The following is a 12,338-nucleotide window of genomic DNA, read 5'->3' on the forward strand; positions in this document are numbered from 1 at the left end:
GTCAATCGGCCAACCAGCCGTTGGCCCATTGCTGCAGATTGTGTGTATTGAGTACGTAGTCACGCAGTACCGCTTCGCGTAGCGCATCGCCCTGGCGATAACTGGCCTGCGGATCTGCCAGGTGCATGCGGATCGCGTCCAGCCACTGCTCGGTGGTGTTACTGGCGACCCGCGTACAGGGCAGGTAACCACCGTAGGCCTTGGTCTGGGTGCAGATCACCGGGAAACCGCAAGCACCGTATTCCAGCAGGCGCAGGTTGCTCTTGCAGTCGTTGAACAGATTCTGCTCGAGCGGTGCCAGCGCCAGATCGAGGTTCAGGCCCGCCAGCTTCTGCGGGTACAGGTGCAGCGGCACGCCGGCATGAAACTCCTTGATGTAGGGACGCAGCAGCGGCGGGCACATGCCGAAGAACACCCAGTCGACCTCATTGGCCAAGGTCTTGACCACCTCGGCCAGCAGTTCGAGGTCGCCGCGGTGACTGGTGCCGCCCGCCCAGCCGACACGCGGACGCGCCGACGTCTGGCGGCGCCCCTTCAGGCCGCCCCACAACGAGCGCGAGAGCATGTTGGGGACCACGCGAATATCCCGGTGCATGCTCGACAGCGCGTCGGCCAGTGGCTCGGTGGAGACCACCACCCGATCACACAGGGCGATACCGCGGCTGACCATTTCGCGCATGTTGCCGGGCATGTTGCGCCGGTGTTCATTCTTCTCGGGCACATCGATGATGTAGTCATCGATCTCGTAGATGCGCCGAGCCGAAGAAAGTCGCTGGATGCGCGCCATCTCCTCAAGCGAGCCGGTGGTATAGCGGCACTGCAGGATGATCACATCCGGCTTGCAACGCTCAAGCTCCACCATGCTCGGCAGCACATAGTTCAACTGTCCCTGTATCCAGCCGGCCCGTTCCAGCTCCTTGAACGGCTGGCTGACGCGATAGTGTCCGACCGCAGTGGTGTTGATTGGCAAGGCCATGACAAAAGGCAGCACCGGCTGGATGAACGGCACCCACCCCTCGCGCAGGCCCGGCTCCAGGTTGAAACTGGCCATGCGCAAGCTGAGGTTGTGGTTGTACGCCGGGTCATTGGCCACGCGCGGCAGCCAGCGCTCGTAGAAGCTGTCCTTGTGCTGCTCGTCCAGGGCCACCGTCTGCGAGGTGGCCTTGGCAACCACCGCAAAGGGAGTCCAGACGATCAGATAGCCATGGTCGCGCATACGCAGGCAAAGGTCGGCATCACTCAAGCCGGTCGAAAAGGTTTCGCCGTCCAGACCGCCAAGCTGGTCGAACAGCTCGCGACGTACCATCAGGCAGACGCCACTCACGGCGCTGTAGTTCTGCACGCAAGCCAACCGATTCATGTAGCCATTGGCGTCTGCGGGCTGGCCGAAAAACGGACTGCTGGCAAGGCCGTGCAGCCCCAGCACCAGGCCTGCTCCGGTCACGTTGCCAGTCTGGTTGCACAATTTTGGCCCGACGATGCCGACCTCTGGGCGCTGGGCCTGACCTACCAGTTCATCAAGCCATTGCGCGTCGAAAAACACGCAGTCCGAATCGAGCAACAGCAGGTAGCTGCCACGTGCCTGCAGGCTGGCCTGGTTGTAAAGCGCCGGGCCATTCGCCGAGGCTACCGGCACAATGCGCAACTGCTCGCTGCCAAGCCCCTGCATTGCAGCAAGCCAGCCTTGTACTGGCATCGACTCACGACCACTGACAGCAATCAGGATCTCGTAGTTGCGGTAGGCGGTGTGCTCGAAAATCGACTCGACGCAGCGCGTCAGTGCCTTTACGTCATCGCCTGCGGCAACGATGATCGACACCGCCGGCGTATCGGCATGTCGATACTGCACGTGGGCAAACATCGAACCTTCGGCGCTGACCACCTCGGCCTCGACGCCCAGGCGTGCCAGATGCGCACGCAGCACCCTGGGTGCCTGTACGGCACAGGCCGCTTCCCGCTGCCAGGCCTCATAGCCGTAGCGACATTGCACCAGCAGCTCGGCGACATGCCCCACCGCGCCCAACCCCTGACTCTCGACCAGTTTCCAGAGCATGTCGTGGGGGGCCAACGACTCGAACTGCGGGTCGAAACCGCCCTGCTCACGCACCCGGGCGGTATCGAAGGCCAGCAGCCTGCCTACGTAGGGAACACTGCGCATCAGGTCCAGGTTGAAGTCCGGCTTGAAGATCGGCTGGCTGGGCTGCAGGTTGTCGTGGGTGCCTTCATCGGTGTACAGGCACGCGCAGTCGGGTTGCAGTGCCATGCGCTCGGCCATGATGACCAACGCATGCGGGTGCAGGCAGTCGCCTGCACGCAGCAGGAATACCCAGTCACCCGCCCCATCGCGGGTCACGCAGTCATTGAGCTGCTCGATGGCGTGGCCCTGGGCGTGCACCTGCACGAACTTGGGGTTCAAAGGTTGCAGCGCTGCCGGGCCCAGCACGCAAATGGCCGCAGCGGCATAGGACTGTTGCTCGAGGCTGTCCAGCGTGGCCTTGAGTGCCACGCCATCGTCTTGGGCAGCGAGCACCAGCACGTCGATGCGCGGGCGACGCGGCCATTGCGCAATGCGCTTGGGCAGCAGGTCAAGCTGCGCCGCCGACAATACCCGACACCCCAGCCACTCGCCGTACAGCTCGGTGAAGCTCAGGCTGCTGGTGCCGACCTGTTGCTGAAAACTGGCGACCTGGCGCGCATACAGGCGCGTCAGCTCGAACTCTTCCCAGGCCTTGTCTGCGCCGGCGGTGTAGAGCTCCAGTGGAATGTGCCGCACCCAACCGCTGGCCGGCGCCGGTTCACTGGTGCGCGAGGCGAGCATCTGGCGCAACCACTCGCTTTCGGTAGCGAAAGCCAGGGTCATGCTGGGGTGATGGCTCAAGCGCCCAGGGTGAACGCGCTCCAGGCTGAGCATGGTGTTCAGGTAGGCCAGGTGGCCACGGCGCAGCAGGCAGATGAACAGCGCCTCGACCAGACGCGCGCGAAAGCCCTCGCCGTCCTGCACCAGTTGCGGCAGCAATGCCTGAACCTGGGCACGGCGCAACAGGGCATGGCTTATACCACCGAACAGGTTCGGCAGGCTGCTCTCCAGCGCTTCCAGCAAATCGCCGCCGTTGATCACCGCACTACTGGGGGAAATCATGCAATTGGCCGGGCGCATGGGCAGCAGCGTCTCGTCCGCCGCGCAGATCAGCCGATGGTGAACCAGCACATTCACATCCGGGCAGTCGAGCATCACCTGCACCGACTGAGCGATGCAGTCACTCACCAGCCAGTCGTCATCGCAGAGAAACTTGATGAATTCACCCTGCGCCTGCTCCAGGCACATCAGCACATTGCGCGAAAAGCCCAGCGTCGACGGGTTGCGCACATACCGCAGCGCGCACGTGGCCTGGCCTGCCCACAGGTCGAAAATCGCCTTGATCTCGTCACCCTGGCTGTCGTCGCACACGACCACTTCCACATTGGCATAACGCTGGGTAATGGCACTGTGCAGGGCGCGGCTGAAAAATTCGGGGTTGAACGCGGGGATGGCGATGCTGACGAGCGGCAGTTCGTTCATTGAGATAGACCTGGAGAAAACCCCGGGGGCGACTGAGCGCCCCCGGGTGGGTACTGCAGAAAAGGGTCAATCAGAGCCGGTTGAACAGCCCGAGCGCGGCCAGCTTGCTGAAGGCCAGTTGCGAGGCTTGCAGCATGTTCTGCTGAAGCGTGAGACGGATCATCGTCTCGGCAGGGTCGGCGTTGCGGATCGAGTTCTGCGTGATGGTGTTGGCCGACTGCAAGGCTTCGTTGGTTTCTGCCTGCACATCCAGTGCCGCACCGCGTCCACCGATGGAGCTGATGGATTCGGCGATCTTGTCCGCTGCGCTGGCCAGGTTGGAGATAGCCGAGTCCATCGACGCGAGGAAGTTGCGGCGGGCTGTCGGATCGTTGTCGACAGGTGTCAGCAGCGCGGTACGCAACTGATGGATGGTGTCGAGCACGTTCTGGTTCTGGTGGTTGTTGACCTGCACCGAGTACTGGTCGCCATCTTTCGGAGTACCAGTGAAGGTGAAGTCGACGCCGGCCACACGGGTCGGGCTGACGGTGGTATCACCGCTGCCCACAGGACGGCTGTCGGCAGTCATCGGCTGCGCATAGACATCGAACGTGGTGTCGCTGGTGAACTTGACGATCGCACCGCCACCGGGGAACGCAGCGTCGTATTTTGCCTTGTCCGCGATCGACAGGCCGCTGAGCTGGCCGTCGGGCGACACGTTGCCGGGGCTGCGGGTGCCGGTGATTTCGTCGGGCTTGGAAGCGAGGGTGAACTCGTGCCCGCGCACCGCGTCGTCAGCGGCGGTGGGGTCGGTCAATTCGTCGCCCTGCAGGCCGACTTCCATGCGGATGTCGACGCCGCGGAAATTGATGGTGGTGTTGCCGCCCTTCGGGTTGAAGACCCCGCCATTGGTGGCTTCCAGGGTACGGTCGACGTTGTTGACGTCGGTGATCTTGAATTCGGTGGCGCTGACGAACTCGATCTTGTACGGCTCGCCGCTGCGGAACAGGTCGTTGTAGGTCGAGCTGCCGGAGACCTGGCCATTGGACAGGTTGACACGCACGTCGGCCGGGTTGGCAGGCGCGGTCATGGTGGTCTGGCTGCGGCTGGTGTTTAGCGCCTTCTGGAACACGTCGTAGCCGGTCTCGTTGGTGGCCACGCTGAGCATGTCACCGACCTGCAGGTTGGTGGTGCTCTGGTCGCCCTTGTACGAGTAGGTGCCATCGGCATTGCGTTCGAACGGCTGGGTGTCACCACGCGAACCCGAGAAGATGTACTTGCCGTTCTCGTCGCGGCTGTTCATCAGACTGAACAGTTGCTCTTCGAGCTGCGACAACTCCTGCTCGTTGGCCTTGCGATCGTTGTCGGTCATGTTGCCGCTGCCGGCGCCGATCGCCAGCTCCTTCACCCGCGACAGCACATTGGTGATGCTGTTGAGGGTGGCCTCGGAGGTGCCCAGGCTGGAGCGTGCACTGGAGATGTTGCCACTGTACTGGGTGATCAGGTTGTTCTGCTGTTCCAGTTGCAGCAGGCGCGCGGCACCGACCGGGTCGTCCGCGGCGGTACGTACGCGCAACTGGTCACTGGCCTGCTGCTGGGACTCCACGGCCTTGGCGAAGTTAGCCTGATAGTTGGAGGTGCTGGTCTGGTAGAACTGGGCGGTGGAAATGCGCACGATCTACGACTCCTTAAAGGCTGTTGATCAGCGTGGAGAAAATTTCCTGCGCGATCTTGATGATCTGCGAGGAGGCCGTGTAGTACTGCTGGAACTTGATCAGGTTGCCGGTTTCTTCGTCCAGGTCGACGCCGGACACCGAAGCGCTGGCGGCTACCGCAGACTTCTGCAGGGCCCCGGTGGCCTCGGTATCGAGCTTGGCCTGGGCCGCCTTGCCGCCGACGTTCTCCACCAGCTTGCCGTAGGCATCGGTCAGGCTGATGCCCTTGCCGTTGGGGCCGACGTCGACGGTGGCCTTGGTCTGCAGATCGATCACCGCCTGGCCGTTGCGGTTGTCGGCCGAGCCGGCACCGGTCATGCCCACCGTGTAGTTGTCGCCCTGCTTGGGCGAACCGGCCACGGTCATTTCAAAGGTGATGTTCTTTTGTGGCGTACCCACCGGGTTGCCGCTGGCATCGACCATCGGCACGTTGATCTGCAGCTTGTTTTCCTGGCCCGGAATGATAGTACCGCTGCCGATTTCATCGCCCTGGGCGTTGTGGATCTTGTAGGTCTGCGGGTTGGTGCTTTCATCACCGAACACCAGCTTGACCGGCGTCGAGTACTTCAGGCCGTTCTGCAGCTCGATGCGCTGGGCCGAGTCGTAGATGTCGATCATCGAAGTCAGGTTGGGCTGACCGATGATGCCGGTACCCTGGTTGCCTGCACCGCTGGTGCCGGTCAGCGGCGCCGCCAGCGCGATGCGCTTGGGGTCGGTGAGCACGGTGTCGAGGCTGCCCGCGGCGCCGCGGGTCGGGGTGATCTTGAACGAGTCGCCCTTGCTGGGCAGGCCACCGTTCATTTCCAGGGTGAAGCCGTCGATCACCGGCGGTGGGGTCTCGTCCAGCTTGTAGGAGCCCACTGCAGTGCCACCCGGGAGCCGGGTGACGGTGTAGTTGTTGTCGTCGGTAAAGGTCACCTGGTAGTCGCTGGTGGTCAGCTTGCCGGTGTCCTTGATGTTGACGTTAAGGCTGCCGGTGGCGGCGTTGTTGCCCGCCTTGGCGATGCTGCGCTGAGCCATCATGGTGGCGTTGTTGATATCGTTGAACAGGGTCGCGCCGAAGTCACCGTTCTTGTCGATACCTTGCGCCAGCTGGCTGTTGATCCGGTCGGCCACCACCAGGGCCACACGGCCGAGTTCGTTGAGCGCCGGTTCCAGCACGTCATTGCGGTAGGTGATCAGGCCGCCGATCTCGCCACCGCTGACGCTGTTGGTGATATCGATCTTGGTGGTGCCGCGGTTGAGCACCAGGTTGGAACGGGTCGGGTCGGTCGGGCTGTTCACCGTCTCGAGGGTGTTGGTGGTCTTGCCGAGCACCAGCGACTGGCCGTTCTTGAGGTACACGTCGAGGTTGCCCTCGCGCTCGACCACATCCACGCCCACCAGGTTGCTGAGCTGGCGCACCGCTTCGTTGCGCTTGTCGAGCAGGTCGTTGGGGCTGCCCTGCAATGACGACACGCGGGAGATCTGGTCGTTGTAGTTGGCAATGGTGGCCGTCAGGTTGTTGACCTGGGTGGCCATCGACGACAGGTTGCCGTTGATGTTGGTGTTCTGCTGGTTGAGCTGCGCGGCGATGGTGTTGAAGCGCTTGCTCAGTGCCTGGGCGCTGGTCAGCAGCAACTGGCGCGAGGCGTCTTCGGTCGGCTTGGCGCCAGCGCTCTGCAGGGCGGTGAAGAAGCTCTGCAGGGCGCCAGTGATACCGGTGTCCTTGTCCGACAGCAGCTTGTCGGTGGGGCTGACCTGATCGAGAAAGGCGTTGGCCTCGCTGCTCAGCGAGTTGGTGGTACGCAGCTGGTTTTCCAGGAAGTTGTTGTACACGCGGCGCACATCGGCCAGCGTGGTGCCGGTGCCGATGAACACCTGGCCTTCGCGGATCGAACTCTTGGAGTTTTGAATGTTCTGCTGGCGCGAGTAACCAGCGGTATCGACGTTAGCGATGTTGTTACCCGTGGTGTGCATGCCCGATTGGGCAGCGCTGGCACCGGATAAGCCGATATTGATCAAACTCGCCATAATTCAAACCTTATAGTTTCGTTGTAGTAGCGACAGCTGCGTAGCTCTCGTACGACTTCATCTGTTTTGCGATCTGCGAGATCTTGCTGGCGTAGTCCGGATCGGTTGCATACCCGGCCTTCTGCAGCTCTCGCACAAACTGTTCAGGCTTATCGGCCGCATTTACCGCATCTTTATAGCGAGCATTGTTTTGCAACAGGCTCACCAGGTCGTGGAAGCTGTCCTGGTAGGAGTCATAGGAACGGAACGCAGCGGTTTCCTTAACGAACTGCCCGTCACGGAACTCGCTGGTGATCGCACGTGCCTGATCGCCTTTCCAGTTGCCGGTGGCCTTGATGCCGAACAGGTTGTGGCTGCTGCTGCCATCGGCCTGGCGCATCACCGATTTGCCCCAGCCGGTTTCCAGGGCGGCCTGTGCCACCAGGTACCGCGGGTCGATGCCGATACGCTTGGCGGCCTGCTCGGCCATCGGCAGCATGGTGGTAACGAACTCGTCGCTGGAATCGAACGCGCGCTTGGCCGGGGCCAGTGGCGGCTGCGCCACGGCACGTCCGTAGATACGCATCGAGCCCGGCGCGGCAAAAGTCTGGGCCGGGGCCCAGTCGCCCTTGACCAGCGCATCGGTCATGGCCGTGGTGCGCTGCGGCAACGCGGCAGTATTGGTGGTGGCTGGCGTTCCATCTGCCGACGGCACGATACCGGCCAGCAGGCGATCGGTGAGCTTGCCGGGCAATGCCAGGCGCCGCGAATTGAGCGCCGCCATGTCGTTGCGGTGGCTGGTGCTGGCGGCATCACGCAGTGGCTCGGCCACCTTGGTCGCCCACAGGCTGCGCTGCTGCAGATCGACCCGCGGGAACGGGCTGCTGGCCGCCGCTGCAGCGTTGGTGGCCTTCTGCTTGGACAGCTGGCGCATCAGCACATCCTGCAGGCCGATGCCGCCGCCCTCGCGGGACATGCTCACCGCCAGCTGCTGGTCGTACATCTGCTGGTACTGCTTGGTGGTTTCGGTATTGAGCGGGTTGTCCTTGGCCAGCACATCGCTGGCCGAGCGCATCGACTTGAGCATCTCGTTGAGGAACAGCGACTCGAATTCCTGGGCGACCTTGCGCAGGTTGGCGTCGCTGTCGCGATCACCCACCTTGAGCGAGTTGAGGCGGTTGAGGTCGGTGTAGGCACCACTGTCGGCGGCACTGATGCCGCTTTTAGGCATATCCATGACCAGCCCCTCAGATCACGATCAGGTCGGCTTGCAGCGCGCCGGCCTGTTTGAGGGCTTCGAGAATCGCCATCAGGTCACCGGGGGCCGCGCCCACCTGGTTGACCGCACGCACGATCTCGTCGAGCGTAGTGCCCGGCCCGAACTTGAACATCGGCTTGGCTTCCTGCTCGGCGTTGACCCGCGAGCGCGGCACCACTGCCGTCTCGCCATTGGAGAACGGGCCGGGCTGGCTGACGATCGGGTCTTCGGTGATGGTCACGGTCAGGCTGCCGTGGGTGACCGCCGCTGGCGATACCTTGACGTTCTGGCCGATCACGATGGTACCGGTACGCGAGTTGATGATGACCTTGGCCACTGCCTGGCCGGGGTCGATCTCGAGATTCTCCAGGATCGACAGGTAGTCGACGCGCTGGCTCGGGTCCAGGGGCGCGGTGACGCGCACCGAGCCACCATCCAGCGCCTGGGCCACACCCGGGCCGAGCAGTTCGTTGACCTTGTCGACGATACGCTTGGCGGTGGTGAAGTCGGGGCGATTGAGGTTCAGGGTCAGGCTGTTGCCCTGGTTGAAGCCGCTCGGCACCGAGCGCTCTACCGATGCACCGCCCGGAATACGCCCGGCCGATGGCACGTTGACGGTGATCTTGGAACCATCACGGCCCTCGGCATCGAAGCCGCCCACCACCAGGTTGCCCTGGGCAATGGCGTAGACGTTGCCGTCGATACCCTTGAGCGGGGTCATCAGCAGGCTGCCGCCGCGCAGGCTCTTGGAGTTGCCGATGGACGACACGGTGATGTCCACCACCTGGCCCGGCTTGGCGAACGCCGGCAGGTCGGCGTGCACCGACACTGCCGCGACGTTTTTCAGTTGCACGTTGCCCGAGCCCGGCGGCACCTTGATACCGAACTGCGAGAGCATGTTGTTGAAGGTCTGCAGGGTGAACGGGGTCTGGGTAGTCTGGTCACCCGTGCCGTTGAGCCCCACCACCAGGCCGTAGCCGATCAACTGGTTGGTACGCACGCCGGAAATGCTGGCGATGTCCTTGAGGCGCTCGGCATGTACGCCGAACGCGGTGGACAACAGGACAGTCGCGGCAATCAGCTGCTTGATGTTGAACATGATCATCCGAACCTAGAAAGGCCAAAGCGGGCTGATGAAGAAGCGGTCCAGCCAACCGGGCTGGCTGGCAGCGGCAAACGAGCCGGTGCCCGAATAGGTGATGCGCGCATCGGCGACCCGGGTCGACGGCACGGTGTTGTCGGTGGCGATGTCGTCGGCGCGTACCATGCCGGCAATACGCACCAGCTCGTCGCCGGTGTTGAGGGTCATCCACTTCTCGCCGCGTACCGCGATGATGCCGTTGGGCAGCACGTCGGCCACGGTGACGGTGATCGAACCGGTCAGGGTATTGCCCTGGGCCGCCTTGCTGTCGCCCTTGGTGGCGCGGTCGCCGCTGTAGCCGGCGCTGAGGCTCAGGTCACCGTCGCCAAACGGATTGTTGGTGTTGACCCCGGCACCGAACAGCGAGGTCAGGCCAAGCTCGGCCTTGCTGTTCTTGGCGATCTGCGAGTTGGCGTTCTTGCTCGCCTGGGTACGCTCGTTGAGCGTGATGGTGATGATGTCGCCCACCCGGAACGCCTTGCGGTCGCTGTACAGGTTCTGCTCGAAACCGGCCTGGTAGATGGAGCCGTTGTTGGCCGCTGCAGGCAGGGGTGTACGCGGCAACACAGGCGCGTAGTACGGGTCGTTGGGCTTTGGCGTCGGCGCGACGCAACCGGCCAGCAACACCACCCCACCCAGGGCGAATACGGACAACAAACGGCTCATGACTCTGACCTCACGGTGTAACAGGCGCCGCATCAGCGCCCCTGGGGCTTCACTTACAGGTTCTGGGTAACGAACGAGAGCATCTGGTCGGCGGTGGAAATCACCTTGGAGTTCATCTCGTAGGCACGTTGGGTGGTGATCATGTTGACCAGCTCTTCCACGGTGCTGACGTTGGAGTTTTCCAGGGTCTGCTGCAGGGTGGTACCGAAGCCGTTCAGGCCCGGCGTGCCGATCTGCGGCGCACCGCTGGCGGCGGTTTCCAGGAACAGGTTGTTGCCCATCGCCTGCAGGCCGGCCGGGTTGATGAAGTCGGCGGTCTGGATGTTGCCGATGATCTGCGCGGCCGGGTTGCCGGCGGTGGTGATCGATACGGTGCCGTCCTGGCCCACGGTGAAGGTCTGCGCGTCTGGCGGCACGACCACGGCAGGCTCGAGGGCGAAACCGTTGGCGGTGACCACCTGGCCATCGGAGTTCAGGTGGAAGGTACCGTCACGGCTGTACGAAACGGTGCCGTCTGGCTGCAGTACCTGGAAGAAGCCGCGACCGTTGATGGCCATGTCCAGCGGGTTCTCGGTGGTTTGCAGGCTGCCGGTGCTGAAGTTTTTCTGGGTGCCGACGATGCGCACACCAGTACCCACCTGCAGACCCGATGGCAGCTCGCTGTCCTGGGTCGACTGTGCACCTGGCTGGCGCTTGATCTGGTAGAGCAGGTCCTGGAACTCGGCACGATCACGCTTGAAGCCGGTGGTCGAGACGTTGGCCAGGTTGTTGGAAATGGTGGTCAGGTTGGTGTCCTGGGCGGACAAACCGGTTTTACTGACCCAAAGAGCCGGAAGCATGCTGTTCTCCTCGTGCGCCTGTTTTACGGCGCTACGTCTGTGTAATTAGCCGATTTGCAAAACCCGAGCCATGGCTTCGTCGCCTTCCTTGGCCGTGGTCATCATCTTGACGTGCAGTTCGAATTGACGGGACAGCGCCAGCACCGAGGTCATTTCCTCGACGGCGTTGACGTTGCTGGCTTCCAGGAAACCGGACACCACCTGCACGTTGGCATCGGCATCGGCAGGCTGGCCGCTCTTGGTGTGGATCATGCCGTCCAGGCCCTTGTTGAGGGTCTTGACGTCGGGGTTGACCAGCTTGATGCGATCGACCTCGGCCATCACCCGCGGGCCTTCACCCATGGCGCGAATGCTGATGGTGCCGTCCTGGCCGATCTCGACCTTCTGCTCGGGCGGCACGGCAATCGGGCCACCATTGCCCATCACCGGCATGCCGTTGCCCGCGCGCAGCACGCCCAGGGCATCGATGTTGAGGCTGGCGGTACGCACGTAGGCTTCGCTGCCATCCGGGGCCTGCACGGCGATGAAGCCGTCGCCACCAATGGCGATGTCCAGGTCGCGGCCGGTCTCCTGCATGGCACCGGGGCTGAAATCGGTGGCAGGACGTTCGGTCATGGCATAGGCACGCGCCGGAAAGCTGTCACCAAACACCGGCATCGAGCGCGCCTGCTCCAGGTCGCGCTGAAAGCCGCTGGTGGAAATGTTCGCCAGGTTGTTGGCATGCGCCCGTTGCGCCAGTGCGTTCTGGCTGGCACCGGTCATGGCCACGTAAAGCATCTTGTCCACAGATCATCCTCCGCTGCGCTGGCGAACACTTGCCGTTCACCGCTGCTTTGCCGGTCACTCAAGCAAGTTTCAAACCAACTCTGCAAAACAGGGGTAAAGCCCCGTCAATGCGGGGGCTGGAGCACAGGCCAGCGCCTGCGCGTGCGATGCACCGTCGAAAATACGGCGCCAGCTTGCCGCTAGCGGCAAACCTCAGTTGTCACGGCAAGCGCCATTGTTGAAAGGCCCGGCAAACCGACGCCAGCCCTCGCCCGGCGAAACCTGCGAACAGACGAGCCGGCCATCGGCCTGGCTTTCCCAGCGATACCAGGCGGCCATGTCGGCGCCGACCTGCACAGCCACCACCAGCAAGGCGAAGCCCACGATTGCGAGTGCGCACTTCATTTCTACTGCCTCCGAAACA

At 63.1% G+C, this 12,338-nt stretch carries 9 protein-coding genes; all 9 read right to left on the reverse strand.

What is annotated here, in order from left to right; all coding sequences use genetic code 11:
* Position 1: 1 nt before the first annotated feature.
* On the reverse strand, positions 2-3,559 hold the full coding sequence (locus MF6396_RS10905; RefSeq protein ID WP_078480285.1) for a glycosyltransferase: 3,558 nt from the start codon (positions 3,557-3,559) through the stop codon (positions 2-4).
* Positions 3,560-3,629: 70 nt separating this feature from the next.
* Positions 3,630-5,213, reverse strand: a complete 1,584-nt coding sequence (locus MF6396_RS10910; RefSeq protein WP_043861791.1) for a flagellar hook-associated protein 3 — start codon at positions 5,211-5,213, stop codon at positions 3,630-3,632.
* A 13-nt stretch (positions 5,214-5,226) separates the two neighbouring features.
* Positions 5,227-7,266, reverse strand: a complete 2,040-nt coding sequence (flgK, locus tag MF6396_RS10915; RefSeq protein WP_054915644.1) for a flagellar hook-associated protein FlgK — start codon at positions 7,264-7,266, stop codon at positions 5,227-5,229.
* A gap of 10 nt (positions 7,267-7,276) precedes the next feature.
* On the reverse strand, positions 7,277-8,482 hold the full coding sequence (flgJ, locus tag MF6396_RS10920; protein WP_043861789.1) for a flagellar assembly peptidoglycan hydrolase FlgJ: 1,206 nt from the start codon (positions 8,480-8,482) through the stop codon (positions 7,277-7,279).
* Positions 8,483-8,492: 10 nt separating this feature from the next.
* Positions 8,493-9,602 (reverse strand): flagellar basal body P-ring protein FlgI, encoded by a 1,110-nt coding sequence (locus MF6396_RS10925; RefSeq protein WP_054915656.1) that lies wholly within the window; start codon positions 9,600-9,602, stop codon positions 8,493-8,495.
* A 12-nt stretch (positions 9,603-9,614) separates the two neighbouring features.
* Positions 9,615-10,310, reverse strand: a complete 696-nt coding sequence (gene flgH, locus MF6396_RS10930) for a flagellar basal body L-ring protein FlgH (protein WP_078480286.1) — start codon at positions 10,308-10,310, stop codon at positions 9,615-9,617.
* Positions 10,311-10,363: 53 nt separating this feature from the next.
* Positions 10,364-11,149 carry a flagellar basal-body rod protein FlgG gene (flgG, locus tag MF6396_RS10935; RefSeq protein WP_043861787.1) on the reverse strand — a complete coding sequence of 262 codons (786 nt, stop codon included), beginning with the start codon at positions 11,147-11,149 and terminating at the stop codon, positions 10,364-10,366.
* Between the two features lie 45 nt (positions 11,150-11,194).
* Positions 11,195-11,935 carry a flagellar basal body rod protein FlgF gene (locus tag MF6396_RS10940; protein WP_043861786.1) on the reverse strand — a complete coding sequence of 247 codons (741 nt, stop codon included), beginning with the start codon at positions 11,933-11,935 and terminating at the stop codon, positions 11,195-11,197.
* A gap of 192 nt (positions 11,936-12,127) precedes the next feature.
* Positions 12,128-12,319, reverse strand: a complete 192-nt coding sequence (locus tag MF6396_RS10945) for a hypothetical protein (protein WP_043861785.1) — start codon at positions 12,317-12,319, stop codon at positions 12,128-12,130.
* Positions 12,320-12,338 lie beyond the last annotated feature (19 nt).

The sequence above is a fragment of the Pseudomonas sp. MF6396 genome (assembly GCF_002018915.1).
GTDB lineage: Bacteria > Pseudomonadota > Gammaproteobacteria > Pseudomonadales > Pseudomonadaceae > Aquipseudomonas > Aquipseudomonas palmensis.